Source organism: Pseudoalteromonas sp. Ps84H-4 (assembly GCF_024124645.1).
GTDB classification, from domain to species: Bacteria; Pseudomonadota; Gammaproteobacteria; order Enterobacterales; family Alteromonadaceae; genus Pseudoalteromonas; species Pseudoalteromonas lipolytica_C.
Window position 1 is genome coordinate 12,005 of record NZ_JAMXSK010000030.1, and the last position, 12,781, is coordinate 24,785.

The 12,781-nt window shown below is 41.5% G+C and carries 14 protein-coding genes; 10 read left to right on the forward strand and 4 right to left on the reverse strand.

The window, feature by feature from the left end:
- The first annotated feature begins 272 nt into the window (after nt 1–272).
- Entirely contained in the window at nt 273–719 is a 447-nt protein-coding gene (yfbV, locus tag NH454_RS19685) for a terminus macrodomain insulation protein YfbV (protein WP_138557370.1), read from the forward strand.
- On the opposite strand, the gene NH454_RS19690 is transcribed toward yfbV, so the two are convergent.
- From NH454_RS19690 to xthA, 3 genes are read right to left on the reverse strand one after another with little or no spacing between them, the layout of a single operon-like run.
- On the reverse strand, nt 716–1,513 hold the full coding sequence (locus NH454_RS19690; protein ID WP_253040038.1) for a putative RNA methyltransferase: 798 nt from the start codon (nt 1,511–1,513) through the stop codon (nt 716–718). The two genes, yfbV and NH454_RS19690, sit on opposite strands and share 4 nt — an antisense overlap.
- Nucleotides 1,510–2,160, reverse strand: coding sequence for an energy-coupling factor ABC transporter permease (locus NH454_RS19695; RefSeq protein ID WP_135925113.1), 651 nt, complete (start codon nt 2,158–2,160; stop codon nt 1,510–1,512). Before NH454_RS19695 ends, NH454_RS19690 begins: the two co-directional genes overlap by 4 nt.
- Nucleotides 2,157–2,966, reverse strand: coding sequence for an exodeoxyribonuclease III (gene xthA, locus NH454_RS19700; protein WP_054552965.1), 810 nt, complete (start codon nt 2,964–2,966; stop codon nt 2,157–2,159). The genes NH454_RS19695 and xthA overlap by 4 nt, the downstream gene beginning before the upstream one ends.
- A gap of 246 nt (nt 2,967–3,212) precedes the next feature.
- Between xthA and NH454_RS19705 the strand changes: the two genes are divergently transcribed.
- From NH454_RS19705 to rluB, 4 genes are all read left to right on the forward strand, one after another.
- Nucleotides 3,213–3,647 (forward strand): exonuclease III, encoded by a 435-nt coding sequence (locus NH454_RS19705; RefSeq protein ID WP_135925109.1) that lies wholly within the window; start codon nt 3,213–3,215, stop codon nt 3,645–3,647.
- Between the two features lie 206 nt (nt 3,648–3,853).
- Nucleotides 3,854–4,375 carry an EF-hand domain-containing protein gene (locus NH454_RS19710; RefSeq protein ID WP_135925107.1) on the forward strand — a complete coding sequence of 174 codons (522 nt, stop codon included), beginning with the start codon at nt 3,854–3,856 and terminating at the stop codon, nt 4,373–4,375.
- A gap of 130 nt (nt 4,376–4,505) precedes the next feature.
- On the forward strand, nt 4,506–5,096 hold the full coding sequence (scpB, locus tag NH454_RS19715) for an SMC-Scp complex subunit ScpB (RefSeq protein WP_135925105.1): 591 nt from the start codon (nt 4,506–4,508) through the stop codon (nt 5,094–5,096).
- The gene (gene rluB, locus NH454_RS19720; protein ID WP_253040040.1) at nt 5,093–5,965 is read left to right on the forward strand and encodes a 23S rRNA pseudouridine(2605) synthase RluB; all 873 of its coding nucleotides are present in this window, start codon (nt 5,093–5,095) and stop codon (nt 5,963–5,965) included. The genes scpB and rluB overlap by 4 nt, the downstream gene beginning before the upstream one ends.
- Nucleotides 5,966–6,059: 94 nt before the next feature.
- Here rluB and ald read toward each other — a convergent pair whose 3' ends face one another.
- Entirely contained in the window at nt 6,060–7,181 is a 1,122-nt protein-coding gene (ald, locus tag NH454_RS19725; RefSeq protein WP_135925100.1) for an alanine dehydrogenase, read from the reverse strand.
- Between the two features lie 142 nt (nt 7,182–7,323).
- Between ald and lrp the strand changes: the two genes are divergently transcribed.
- From lrp to crcB, 5 genes are all read left to right on the forward strand, one after another.
- Nucleotides 7,324–7,803 (forward strand): leucine-responsive transcriptional regulator Lrp, encoded by a 480-nt coding sequence (gene lrp / locus NH454_RS19730; protein WP_063704651.1) that lies wholly within the window; start codon nt 7,324–7,326, stop codon nt 7,801–7,803.
- 141 nt (nt 7,804–7,944) lie between these two features.
- A complete protein-coding gene (locus NH454_RS19735) occupies nt 7,945–10,434 on the forward strand; it encodes a DNA translocase FtsK 4TM domain-containing protein (RefSeq protein ID WP_253040042.1) in 2,490 nt (829 codons plus the stop codon).
- Nucleotides 10,434–11,060 (forward strand): outer membrane lipoprotein chaperone LolA, encoded by a 627-nt coding sequence (lolA, locus tag NH454_RS19740; protein WP_253040044.1) that lies wholly within the window; start codon nt 10,434–10,436, stop codon nt 11,058–11,060. The genes NH454_RS19735 and lolA overlap by 1 nt, the downstream gene beginning before the upstream one ends.
- 3 nt (nt 11,061–11,063) lie before the next feature.
- Nucleotides 11,064–12,401: a replication-associated recombination protein A gene (locus NH454_RS19745; RefSeq protein ID WP_253040046.1), complete on the forward strand. Its 1,338-nt coding sequence runs from the start codon at nt 11,064–11,066 to the stop codon at nt 12,399–12,401.
- Complete coding sequence (gene crcB / locus NH454_RS19750; RefSeq protein WP_253040048.1) at nt 12,394–12,780, forward strand: fluoride efflux transporter CrcB; 387 nt, start codon at nt 12,394–12,396, stop codon at nt 12,778–12,780. Before NH454_RS19745 ends, crcB begins: the two co-directional genes overlap by 8 nt.
- The last annotated feature ends 1 nt before the right edge of the window (nt 12,781 follow it).

Sequence of the window (12,781 nt, forward strand, 5' to 3'; positions counted from 1 at the left end):
ACGATATCAGTCAGTGTATATTAAGGCTTGATAATTAGAATTCTTTGCCAGTATAGTAAATAAGTATTTTGTTGCTACACTTAACAAAGGTGGGCTGTAATTATACTAAAGTCTCGTTGACTTAAGCCGATAACATTTTATCTCATTTAGACTATTAACGTTAGTGTCAATGACATAAATTGTTATAAAAACGAGGACAGGTTTTGCAGGGATTGTATCCGGGAGTGTGTTACACTCAGTTGTGAAACAGTATGAAAACCCGAGGAGTGATGATGCAAAAAGGTGTCATGTCACAAGTGCAAACAGGTCGTCAGTACGCGAAAAAATGGCCAATGCGACAAGAGCTAGCTCCAATGTTTGCTGAATTCAGAGTGATCAAAGCCACTGACTTGGCGATTACAGTCATGCCTATTCTGGCTATGTTCACAGTGTTCATGCAAGTAAACTATTTAGGTAGTGATTACTTCCCTCAAGCTATTACTATCGCTTTATTTTTTCTGTCGTTACCTTTTCAAGGCTTGCTGTGGTTAGGTCGTCGCGCTCAAACCCGTTTAGAACCAGCTATGTTAAGTTGGTATACCGAGCTGCATAGTAAAATGAAGGCACATGGCTATCAGTCACAACTCACAACTGAAAAACCATGCTACACAGATTTAGCTCAACTTTTAAAAGATATGTTCGAAAAGATGGATAAAGCGTTCACAAAAGAACACTTTTAATCACGAATAAACTGGCTCACATAAAACGATAACGTTACTTTTTGTGGGCCTTGTCGCTCTATCTGCTGCCAATGCTCTGGGCGAAACTTCCAAGCAAACGGCGTCATCATAATTAAATGTTTAATCTCATCAACAGGTAATAGCACCTGTTGCTCTAGTAAGTTTATTGACTCTTTACTAAATCCTGCTGGTGGCTCTATCTCTGTATGTGGTTTTACATCCGCATAAATAAACGCTTTTAATTCTTTAAGATGCCAAGGTCCTGGGCTTGCGACAATTAGACTGCCTTGCGATTTGGCAAGTCGAGCAAGTTCTTGTGCAAATAAGGGGGCAAATACACTGACAAGCACATCGGCAGATGCGTCAGCAAAAGGGGCTTGGCTAATCGAGGCAACACTAAAATTTGCATTTTCATAACGCTTAGCCGCGTATTTTACCGCCGGCTTCGAAATATCAACACCATATACTTCGGCACTCGATTGCGCTGCTATTGCTTGGGTATAAAAGCCTTCGCCACATCCTAAATCAATTACTGTATTTGGTTTAAGTGATGCCACTAACTCAGCTAAAGCTTGCTGTAAAAAAAGGTAGTGCCCCGCACTTAAAAAAGCTCGGCGTGCTTGCACCATTTCAAGGTTATCACCCGGTTGTTTCGACTTTTTATTTTGCACGGGTAGTAAATTGACATAACCCTCTTTAGCGATATCAAAACTATGGTTGTTGTCACAGCGGTAAGTTTTATCGGTTAGCGTAAGTTCAAGTTTGCAAAGCGGGCAGTGATAGTGAAGACTCATGAGTCTAAATAGTCCTTATCATAAAAGGTTTTAACCCAGTGCGGGCGATAGGTGATCAACAAGGTAATAGCCATGCCATTGAGCATTGCTTCAGGAAACCAAATTATGGCACATAGAATGAGATAGTTTTCTGAAATCTCAATAAAACTGTAATCACCCAATAAGTAATAAAACACACCACTGGTAAGTATTTTGATACAAGCGATAACAGCCGCGGTTAAAAATGCGCATAAAAAGATATAAATAAAAAAGTGTCTTGGTAAATAGCTATAGCAAAGTACAAAACACAAGTAACTCAGCGTGATAGGTATAAATGCCGTAAATAGTAAATGCACAGGCAATAAGGGCAGTGGTAACTGAGCGACTAACACCAGCAGTAGACTTGCAAGGCTGCTTGCAAAAATAGCCAGTCGCCAACCTAAAATCAGGGTCACTGCGGTGACCCCTAATATATGCAATTCGAGGCCCGGCAATATTCCCGCTTTAATGCGCCATAATATTGCAAGTACTAAAGCACACGCGAGCACACCCACTTGTCTTATTGGTGTTGCCAATAATTGGGATGCGCTTTGCTTATCAAAGCTTAGCCAAAGCACTAAAGCCACACAGCTCCACAAAGGGAGCTGCCATTGCATCGTCTCTATCATGCGTTAAATGTTGACCAAATTGGCGCATGATCAGATGGTTTTTCGATACCACGTAATTCGTAATCGATACCTGACTCAACACAACGCTCAGCAAGCGCTGGGGTTGCTAAAATCACATCAATACGTAAACCGCGGTTGTCATCAAAACCTTTTGAGCGGTAATCAAACCACGAATATTGTTCGGTTTTTTCTGGGTATAGTTCACGGAAGGTATCTTTAAAGCCCCAGTTTAATAACGTGCTTAGCCATTCACGCTCTTCTGGTTGAAAAGAACATTTACCCGTTTTTAACCAGCGTTTACGGTTAGGCTCTCCAATACCAATGTCGAGATCGGTCGGTGAAATATTAATGTCGCCCATCACAATAACATCTTGCTCTGGCGTGTGATTATCTTCTAAGTGAGTCATTAGATCTTTATAGAATTGACGCTTATATGGGAACTTGGTTTCATGGGCAATATTATCGCCTTGTGGGAAGTAGCCATTCATCACAGTAAGATCGCGACCATTTTCTTGAGTCACTGTTACGCTGATCATACGACGTTGTGATTCATCTGTATCGGTTGCAAAACCTTTTACAACCGATTTAGGTTCTTGCTTACATAGCATTGCCACGCCGTAATGCGCTTTTTGACCATGGAAATAAACGTGATAACCCATTTTTTGTACATCCTCAAGCGGGAAGGCTTCATCATGCACTTTGATTTCTTGTAAGCCAATGATGTCTGGTTGATGTTTATCAATCACCGCTTGCAACTGGTGTAAACGGGCGCGCAGGCCGTTAATGTTAAATGAGATTACCTTCATGGATTACCTATCTGAATTTTTGTTTATTCGTTTAGCGCAATTCTACCATCAAAATAGGGCTTATTCATGAGCAAATTACGAAAATCAAATTGAATAAATGTTGATCAATTGCTGCTTATTTTAAAAACATTGTTAACTCAGTATTAATAATTAAATTAAATAAATAATTCAGTTGATCTACTTATTTTTGGTTATATAATGCGCGCAAATCACCCGTTCATATTATGTACTATTTAAAGGTAAACCATGAAAAAACAATTAGTGATGCTTTCTCTTGCATGTATCTCATTTGGCTCATTAGCAAGCAACCCGCACTACTTTTCAGCTGATAACCGTATTGAATCAAAGTTATGTAGCTTAAGTGCGAACGAAGGGTTTACCGCTGCACGTAAAGAAGCAGCAAAGCATGGCATTTCAATGTCACGTTTTTCAAAGAGCATTTTATGTAACGGTACTGACATCCGTGAAATTGCTAAAAAAGCACAATCACAAGAAGCTGCAACAAAGGCTGCTGTTGAAGTGTTTGCTAAAAATGAGCAAAAAGAGACTCAACTTTGTATCACTGCACTTAAAAAAGGTTTAACACCTGTGCGTGAAAAAATTGGTAACTTAAATACTTTAAAATGTAATGGCGAAGCAGTAACAGATTTCGTTAAGCGTTACCAAAACGCAGCTATCTAATAGCAACATTACAGTTAGATTGAAAAAGCGCTTTTTAGAGCGCTTTTTTTATGAAAAAATTACAGTAATTAATGAAAAGCTTGCTAAATCATAGGTTTAACCTTAACTTAACTAGGTTGTAAGTGCTTGATTTTAGCCAATAAGGCATTTTGGCATTCAACTTGTAACAATCGAAGTGAATCTAATCGACTACAAGGAAATGTCTTATGAAAAAGTTAACTTTAGCATCAACAATTTTAGCAGCATTAAGCCTATCAGCCTGTTCTGCGAGTAACTCTTTAGCAAAAATCGACAGCGATTTTGGCAGCCTAGATAATGACAACGACGGTTATATCTCTAAAGTAGAAGCTGACGACGATGCTATTTGGGAGCACTTTTCAAATATCGATACCAATATGGATGAGCAAATCAGCCGTACTGAATTTAATGCTTACATGCAGTTAAATACAGGCAAGGTGGCAACTGATAGTGAGGTATCTGAATCAGCATTTAAAGCTGAAATCGCTAAATTTGACCCAATCGAAAATGACTTTAAATCGTTAGATAACGATAAAAATGGCTATATTTCTATTGAAGAAGCGGATGACGACGACATTGCAAATCACTTTGGCTATATGGATAGCAACAAAGATAAACGTGTAAGCCGCAATGAGTTTATTAGTTACATTAATAAATATGGCAGTGAAGTTGCCGAAGACGACGCGTTAGAGATGCTTAACAAGAGCTAATTTTATAAAGCAGCTATTAAATACCCCTAAAGCCAGTGTTTTACGCTGGCTTTTTTATAATATTTTTTCCAACCTTGGTCGACTTCTGTCATAATAGAGCGTTAGTGAGTAAAAATGACCTTTAGTTGCAATGGCCGCAAAACGTATCAGTGATGAACAATTAGTCGAAATCATAGAAGCCGCGATTTTTGTTGCCGGAAAGCCCGTGTCTAAGCGTCATTTAAAAGAGACAGTATTAGCTGATTTAAGCGTATCTATGCCACGCATAAATAATGCAATTGACCAAATTCAAACGCATTATCAAACTCGAGGCATTAAGCTTGTTGCCGTTGGCAGCGGTTATCGGTTTCAAGCATGTGCAAGTTTAGCACCTTGGCTTGCAAATTTATGGCAAGAGCGAGCACCGAAATACTCAAGAGCACTATTAGAAACTTTATCCTTGATTGCCTATAGACAACCCATAACCCGTGGTGAGATTGAACAAGTACGGGGGGTTACAGTTGGCTCAGGGATAATTAAAACATTATTAGAAAGAGAGTGGATAAGAGTTGTTGGCCACAAAGAAGTGCCGGGGCGTCCTGCCTTGTACGCCACCACTGCTGCTTTCTTAGACTATTTTTCATTAGCTGGTTTAGATGAATTACCACCACTACCTGAGCTTCAGGAAAGTAAAATCAACCAGTTATTGAGCGATCCTTCTGTGAGAGAACTATCTGAATGAGTAATTTAGAAACTGAAAAGTTACAAAAAGTATTAGCCCGTGCTGGTGTGGGTTCACGTCGTGAAATGGAAAAATACATTGATGCCAACCGCGTAAGTGTTAACGGTAAAGTTGCCCGTTTAGGTGATCGTGTAGAGGCAAGCGATGTAATCCGTGTTGATGGTCACGTTGTGAAAATTGAAGACAAAGCTGAGCGTATTTGTCGTGTGCTTATGTATAACAAACCCGAAGGTGAGTTATGTACACGTAAAGACCCAGAAGGCCGTCGTACGGTATTTGATCGTTTACCACGTGTTGATGGCGAACGTTGGATTGCAGTGGGTCGATTAGATATCAACACTGCAGGTTTAATGTTGTTTACTAACGATGGTGAACTTGCTAACCGTTTAATGCACCCAAGCTACGAAGTAGAGCGTGAGTACTCAGCTCGTGTGTTTGGTGAAGTGACTAACGAAACGCTACGCACTTTAACAAAAGGCGTTGAGCTTGAAGATGGTCCTGCAAAATTCTTAAACATCAAACCTATGGGTGGTGAAGGTATCAACCGTTGGTTCAATGTCACTTTAACAGAAGGTCGTAACCGCGAAGTTCGTCGTTTATGGCAATCGCAAGATGTAGAAGTTTCTCGTCTTATTCGTATTCGTTACGGTAAGTTAGAGCTTGATAAGCGTTTACCACAAGGTGGTTGGGCTGAGCTTGATTTAGATACCGTTAACTATTTACGTAAAACTGTACAGTTAGGTCGCGAAACACAAACTAAGTTGTCGGCTATTCCTGAAAAACGTAAAGACAAGCGTGCTAAAATTAACCAAATCCGTAAGGCGGTTAAAAAGTACAATCAACGCGCTAAACAAACTAAGCGTCGTTAATCAGTAATATCATTGTTTGCAGATAAACTGATTTATTTGCAAACAGGCATAAAAAAAGCAGCGATTCGCTGCTTTTTTTGTTTCACAATGCTAATTAAGCATTTTCAACCGCTGTACGTGGGTCAACATATTCCATGTTGAAAGCTTCAGCTACTTCTTTATAAGTAACTTGGCCTTTGATCACGTTTAAGCCTTTTAAGAAATGTGCATCATCAAGAAGCGCTTTCTTATAGCCTTTGTTAGCAAGGTTGATGATATACGGTAATGTTGCGTTGTTAAGTGCAAACGTAGAAGTACGTGGTACAGCACCTGGCATGTTAGCAACACAGTAGTGAACAACGTCATCAACGATGTAAGTAGGATCTGCGTGAGTTGTTGCTTTAGAAGTAGCGATACAACCACCTTGGTCGATCGCAACGTCAACGATAGCAGAACCAGGCTTCATTGCTTTGATGTGCTCAGCTGTCACTAGTTTAGGCGCTGCTGCACCTGGGATTAGTACGCCACCGATCACAAGATCAGCTTCTAATACGTGTTTTTCTAGTGCGTCAGCAGTAGAGTAAATAGCTTTAACTTTGTTACCGAACTGTGCGTCTAATGCACGTAATACGTCGATGTTACGGTCAAGAACAACAACGTCAGCACCCAGGCCAACTGCCATTTGCGCTGCGCTACGACCAACCATGCCGCCACCGATAACAACAACTTTTGCTGGCTCAACACCAGGTACACCACCCAGTAACATACCACGGCCGTGGTTTGATTTTTCAAGCGCTTGTGCACCAGCTTGGATAGACATACGACCAGCAACTTCACTCATAGGAGCAAGAAGAGGTAAACCGCCACGAGCGTCAGTTACAGTTTCGTAAGCGATACAGATTGCGCCGCTTTTAACTAGGTCTTCAGTTTGTGGAAGATCCGGTGCTAAGTGAAGGTAAGTAAATAGAATTTGGTCTTCGCGTAACATTGCACGCTCAACAGCTTGAGGCTCTTTTACTTTAACGATCATTTCAGCTTTAGCAAAAACGTCAGCAGCGGTTGGTAAAATTTCAGCACCAGCTGCAACATAATCTTCGTTAGTGAAGCCAATGCCCATACCTGCATCAGTTTCAACAAACACTTGGTGGCCATGGTTTACTAGTTCACGAACACTCGCAGGAACCATACCTACACGGTATTCATGGTTTTTAATTTCTTTAGGTACACCAATAATCATAGTTTTTCGCCTTAATAGAACGGGATAAAATTTTTGACTATTATATTCATGACATGCCAGTGTGTCTCACCTTTTTTAAGTTGGATTCTAGTGATATAATCTAAAAAATTAATTTTAACAGTTTAAAACTCTGGTTTGTCTTATGCACCAATTACTCGACCGAATTGACCGTAAAATTTTAATGGAATTACAGCTCGATGGTCGGATCTCTAACGTAGAGCTGGCAAGGCGTGTAGGCCTAAGTGCAACACCCTGTTTAGAGCGGGTAAAAAAGCTCGAAAGGGAAGGGTACATACTCGGTTATAAAGCCGTGGTAGATCCAGCAAAACTCGGGCAAGGTTTGTCGGTTTATGTAGAAGTGACTATCACTAAAACATCACCCGATGTATTTGAAGAATTTAACGCTGCAGTTAAAAAGCACGATGAAATTATTGAATGCCATTTAGTATCAGGTAATTTCGACTTTCTATTAAAAACGCGGGTAAACGACATGTCGGAATATCGAAATGTTTTAGGGGATATTCTACTAAAACTACCTAATGTCAGTGAAAGCCGGACCTATGTGGTAATGGAAGAAGTAAAAGGTGAGCAAGGGGTCATTATTCGCCCATATATTGCCTAAACTGTTAAAATACACATTGAGTAACAAAAACTTGTTCATTATCAGTCCATCAAGGTTAAGATAAAGTGCATCAAACGGCATTTCCTGCTAAGGTATTTCACTGCTAATCGATGAGTAAAGAATAATAAGGAATAGGGAGCTATGCGCCTAAATGGTGTTCAAAGACTGTTAGAAACGGGGCTAATTATTAGTACCTTTGCAGCAGTATTTATTTTATGTGCATTAATCAGTTTTGATCCAGCCGATCCTTCTTGGTCGCAAACCGGTGAATTTGTTAATGTTAAGAATATTACCGGCACCGCAGGTGCATGGATTGCGGATATCCTTTTGCTTAGTTTTGGCTGGCTAGCTTATCTTGTGCCGGTAGCCATTCAGCTGTTTGGCTATTTACTGTTTAAACAACCTCATCGTATTTTACAGCTTGACTACACCACGCTTGCTCTAAGAGTCATTGGCTTTGCATTATTCATTACCTCAGCCACGGCAATTAGTAGCATCAATTTTGATGACATATATAATTTTTCATCGGGCGGGGTAGTAGGTGATGTGATTGCCACAGCCATGATGCCAACTTTTAATTTCACTGGCACCTCTATTTTATTGTTGTGTTTCTTTTTTGCCGGCCTAACGCTACTAACTGGAGTTTCTTGGGTTCAGTTTGTTGACTTTGTTGGTAAGTGGGTGATGAAAATATTCTACTTCTTACGCGCGCAGTTTTCTGCATGGTTAAATCGCGAAAGAGAAGCGGTTAAACCAACGTCAGCCGAGCCTGACGCTAACTTTGAACAGCAAGATAGCAACCCAGCTATAGGTTTCGATGACATAGACGAGCCAGCAACAAAGCCATCACAAACACAGAAAAAACAGCCAAGCAATAGTGATGATGAATTTGAAGGTTTTGATGAGCTTGACGATATTCTTGACCAAGAAATTGGCTTTAGTGCGCTTGATGACGAATCATTCGATACTGTATCGGCACTTAATGCGCTTGATCAAAGCCCGGTCGTTGAGCCAGAAAAACCTGTAACAACGGTTGTGTCGCCTGCGCGCCCAATGCCTAAGGCAAAACCTGCGTACCAGCCACCGCCAACGGCAAAAGAAAAGTTTGAAGCCTTACTAGATGAGCAGCCGCCTACAAACCCGTTACCATCACTTGATTTATTAGACCGCCCAGATAAAGCGAAAAACCCATTATCGCAAGAAGAGCTTGATGGTATTTCGCGTCTAGTTGAAACCAAATTACTTGATTTTAACATTCAAGCTGCAGTTGTGGGTGTGTACCCAGGTCCGGTAGTAACGCGTTTTGAGCTTGATTTAGCGCCGGGTATTAAAGTAGCTAAAATCACTGGCCTTGCTAAAGATTTAGCGCGTTCACTGTCTGCTGTGAGTGTTCGTGTTGTAGAGGTTATTCCGGGTAAAACCTATGTTGGTTTAGAGCTACCTAACAAACACCGTGAAATCGTGCGTCTAAGTGAAGTTATTAACGCACCTAAATTTGAATCAAACCCATCACCACTCACCATGGTGTTAGGCAAAGACATTGCTGGTGAGCCAGTATGTGCTGACCTTGGCAAAATGCCGCATTTACTCGTTGCAGGTACCACAGGTTCAGGTAAGTCAGTGGGCGTTAATGTAATGATATTAAGCTTACTGTACAAATCGGGCCCTGATGATGTTCGTATGATCATGATTGACCCGAAAATGCTTGAACTTTCGGTGTACGAAGGCATCCCACATTTATTATGTGAAGTTGTTACCGACATGAAAGAAGCAGCCAATGCATTGCGTTGGTGTGTAGGTGAAATGGAACGTCGTTATAAGCTAATGTCGGCGCTTGGGGTGCGTAACTTAAAAGGTTACAACCAAAAAGTGCTTGATGCGAAAGAAGCGGGTCACCCTATTTTAGACCCACTTTTTAAAGACACAGATGGCATGGCCGATGGCCCTGAAGAGCTTGGTAAATTGCCAAGTATTGTGGTGGTGATAGACGAATTTGCCGACATGATGATGATCGTGGGTAAAAAAGTGGAAGAGCTGATTGCTCGTATTGCACAAAAAGCTCGTGCTGCAGGTATTCATTTAGTGCTAGCAACACAGCGCCCATCGGTTGACGTTATTACAGGTTTAATTAAAGCGAATATTCCAACGCGTATGGCGTTCCAAGTTTCAAGTAAAATTGACTCGCGTACCATTTTAGATCAGCAAGGTGCCGAAAACTTACTGGGTATGGGTGACATGCTTTACTTACCGCCGGGTACCAGTGTGCCAGTGCGTGTACATGGCGCGTTTGTAGACGACCACGAAGTTCACGCGGTTGTAGATGATTGGAAAAAACGTGGTAAACCAAATTATATAGATGAAATTTTAAGTGGTGATGCCACAGAAGAAATTTTACTACCTGGAGAAACCAGTGAAGACGGTGATGAAGAGTCAGATCCGCTTTACGATGAAGCAGTATCATTTGTAATTGAAACCGGCAAAGTGTCGGTATCGAGTGTACAGCGTAAGCTTCGCGTAGGTTATAACCGCGCAGCTCGCTTAGTTGAACAAATGGAAACATCAGGCATTGTTAGCGCACCGGGTCATAACGGTGCTCGCGAAGTCTTAGTGCCAAATGGTGGAGCAAATTAATGAAAAAAATTAAATACCTAGCCCTAATTATGGGTTGTTTATTAAGCGGTCAAAGTTTTGCAGACGACAGCGAAGCGTTGCAACAACAACTGGCTGCAATTAAAAGTTTTAAAGCAGAGTTTTCACAGCAGGTGACCGATTCTCAAGGTGAAGCTATCATGCAAGGTGAGGGGAACATTGCCCTTCAACAGCCTATGATGATCCGCTGGCAACAACAAAGCCCAGATGACACCTTGTTTGTATCTAATGGCGACAAAACGTATTACTTCGACAGCTTTGCTGAACAAGTAACCATTATGAATACCCACAGCCTAATTGATTCAACACCGTTTGTATTGTTGACCTCAAAAGATCCTGAGCAGTGGGCAAAATACCAAGTTGTGGCAACTGATGCAGGCTTTAGTGTCACGCCAAACAAAGGCGTTGAGAGCCAAGTTGAAAAGTTAGATATTAGCTTTAATGCTAAAGAGCAAGGTCTTGCATCACTAACTGTATTAGACACCTCTGGTCAGCAATCTTTATTCACCTTTAAAGATGCCAAAGTAAACGAAGCGCTTGCAGCTCAAACATTTGAATTTACCATTCCTGAGGGCGTGGAAGTTGACGACCAAAGCCAAGGTGATTAAGGCTTGAGTAACCTCGGATTTAATTTTGGCCCTGATGTGCGCCCACTTGCGGCGCGCATGCGACCTGAAACACTGAATGACTACATAGGTCAGCAGCACCTATTGAGCCCCGATAAACCTCTTTACCAAGCGATTCTTGCAGGCCGATGCCACAGTCTTATTTTGTGGGGGCCGCCAGGCGTTGGTAAAACTACATTAGCGCAAATTATTGCTAACCATGCCGATGCAAGCCTTATTCAAATGTCGGCTGTTACAGCAGGCGTGAAGGATATTCGTGAGGCAGTAAGCGAAGCGAAAGCAAACCTTGCTGGGCGAGGACAACGCACTTTATTATTTGTAGACGAAGTGCACCGCTTTAATAAATCTCAGCAAGATGCATTCTTACCACATATCGAAGATGGCACCTTTATTTTTGTTGGCGCAACCACCGAAAACCCATCATTTGCACTCAATAACGCGATATTGTCTCGTGCCCGTGTGTATGTTCTAAAAGCACTTGAGCAAACCGATTTATTTACCGTGATTGAGCGCGCCTTGCGTGAAGACGTAGAGCTTAGCCAAAAACACATAGACATTGCCGATAACGCCAAACAGGCGCTTTGCCAAGCAAGTGATGGCGATGCGCGAAAAGTACTTAACTTGTTAGAACAAGCCGTTGATTTAACCACGGAGCAACAGGGCAAATACCTTGTTGATCAACATGTTTTAAGCCAAGTACTGCCAACTCACTTAGCCAAATACGACAAAGGTGGCGATGAGCTCTACGACTTGATTTCAGCGTTTCATAAGTCAGTACGAGGAAGTTCACCTGATGGCGCTTTATATTGGTATTGCCGTATTTTAGCCGGTGGCGGCGACCCACTTTATGTAGCTAGGCGCTTATTAGCGATTGCTACAGAAGATATTGGCAATGCCGACCCGCGAGCAATGGAAGTCGCACTCAATGCGTGGGATATTTTTCAACGTGTTGGCCCAAGTGAAGGTGAGCGCGCTATTGCACAAGCCACCATTTATTTAGCCAGTGCTCCGAAAAGTAACGCTGTGTATATGGCGTTTAATCAAGCGCTGCAAGACGCTAAAAATGAGCCGAGTTATCCTGTGCCAGAGCATTTACGCAATGCACCAACAAGTTTAATGAAAGATTTAGGTTATGGCGCTGAATATCGTTATGCTCACAATGAAGAAGGTGCATTTGCGGCTGGCGAAAAGTACTTCCCTGAAGCAATTAATGATCGCCAGTATTACTTCCCAACCGAACGTGGACTTGAACAAAAAATCAAACAAAAGCTGGACTATTTAACTCAGCGCAACGAGCAAAGTGATATTAAACGTTATGAATAGTTTGCAACTTTACATGATGATTGCGCTAGGTGGTGCATCGGGAGCATGTTTACGCTATTTTCTTAGCGAAACCATGCTAAAACTGCTCGGTAGGGGATTCCCTTTTGGCACGTTGACAGTTAATATTCTTGGTTCATTGTTAATGGGCATTTTGTACGGCTTGATTGAAAAAGAAATAATCGCTGTTAGCCCAGCTAAAACCTTAATTGGTATTGGCTTTTTAGGTGCATTGACCACCTTTTCAACATTCTCAATGGATTCGTTGTTGCTATTGCAACAAGGTCACTTTTTTAAAATGGCCCTCAATATCACCTTAAACGTGGTGGTGTGTATATTTATGGCTTGGCTGGGCCTTCAGCTGGTAATGCAAAAAGGTTAAA

Bases quoted from the DNA above. Each gene is read 5' to 3' on its own strand.
- yfbV (WP_138557370.1), top strand. From the start codon at position 273: ATGCAAAAAGGTGTCATGTCACAAGTGCAAACAGGTCGTCAGTACGCG.
- NH454_RS19690 (WP_253040038.1), bottom strand. From the start codon at position 1,513: ATGAGTCTTCACTATCACTGCCCGCTTTGCAAACTTGAACTTACGCTA.
- NH454_RS19695 (WP_135925113.1), bottom strand. From the start codon at position 2,160: ATGATAGAGACGATGCAATGGCAGCTCCCTTTGTGGAGCTGTGTGGCT.
- xthA (WP_054552965.1), bottom strand. From the start codon at position 2,966: ATGAAGGTAATCTCATTTAACATTAACGGCCTGCGCGCCCGTTTACAC.
- NH454_RS19705 (WP_135925109.1), top strand. From the start codon at position 3,213: ATGAAAAAACAATTAGTGATGCTTTCTCTTGCATGTATCTCATTTGGC.
- NH454_RS19710 (WP_135925107.1), top strand. From the start codon at position 3,854: ATGAAAAAGTTAACTTTAGCATCAACAATTTTAGCAGCATTAAGCCTA.
- scpB (WP_135925105.1), top strand. From the start codon at position 4,506: ATGGCCGCAAAACGTATCAGTGATGAACAATTAGTCGAAATCATAGAA.
- rluB (WP_253040040.1), top strand. From the start codon at position 5,093: ATGAGTAATTTAGAAACTGAAAAGTTACAAAAAGTATTAGCCCGTGCT.
- ald (WP_135925100.1), bottom strand. From the start codon at position 7,181: ATGATTATTGGTGTACCTAAAGAAATTAAAAACCATGAATACCGTGTA.
- lrp (WP_063704651.1), top strand. From the start codon at position 7,324: ATGCACCAATTACTCGACCGAATTGACCGTAAAATTTTAATGGAATTA.
- NH454_RS19735 (WP_253040042.1), top strand. From the start codon at position 7,945: ATGCGCCTAAATGGTGTTCAAAGACTGTTAGAAACGGGGCTAATTATT.
- lolA (WP_253040044.1), top strand. From the start codon at position 10,434: ATGAAAAAAATTAAATACCTAGCCCTAATTATGGGTTGTTTATTAAGC.
- crcB (WP_253040048.1), top strand. From the start codon at position 12,394: ATGAATAGTTTGCAACTTTACATGATGATTGCGCTAGGTGGTGCATCG.